The 537-nt window shown below is 40.2% G+C and carries 1 tRNA gene and 1 rRNA gene; both read right to left on the bottom strand.

Annotated elements, in window-relative coordinates:
- Nucleotides 1-80, bottom strand: a 23S ribosomal RNA gene (locus L1D23_RS22155); the annotation flags it as partial.
- 310 nt (nt 81-390) lie between these two features.
- A tRNA-Val gene (locus L1D23_RS22160) sits at nt 391-466 on the bottom strand.
- Nucleotides 467-537: the final 71 nt, after the last annotated feature.

The raw sequence follows: 537 nt of genomic DNA on the forward strand, positions 1-537 counted from the left end.
CTGGGCTTATCGCAAGTTAATACGTCCTTCATCGCCTCTGACTGCCAAGGCATCCACCGTGTACGCTTAGTCACTTAACCATACAACCCCAAAGGGTCTTCTAGTCAAACAACCAAAGTTGTCTGCAATTATTTAAACATGATGCAGACACAATTTTGCCGGACTCAAATATTAAGTATCTTTCGATACTTCCAAGAACACTTGAATGTGTGTTGGTACCTAAATCATAAAGACTTAGGATTTGAGAACTTTTAAATGAATAACAACGCATCTCAAAGAGATGGGGATTGTTGTTATTCGTCAGCTTTCCAAATTGTTAAAGAACTAGATTCAACTTTCTATAAATAAATGAACCATTTTTAAATATTCTCTAAGAAAAACACTTAAAAATGGTGGGCGATACCGGGCTCGAACCAGTGACCCCCTGCTTGTAAGGCAGGTGCTCTCCCAACTGAGCTAATCGCCCACATAAGTTTTGATTCTTCGTGGAGAAGAATGGTGGGTCGTGCAGGATTCGAACCTGCGACCAATTGATTA

The organism is Vibrio sp. Isolate24 (assembly GCF_022398215.1).
In the GTDB taxonomy this organism is placed as follows: Bacteria; Pseudomonadota; Gammaproteobacteria; order Enterobacterales; family Vibrionaceae; genus Vibrio; species Vibrio coralliilyticus_A.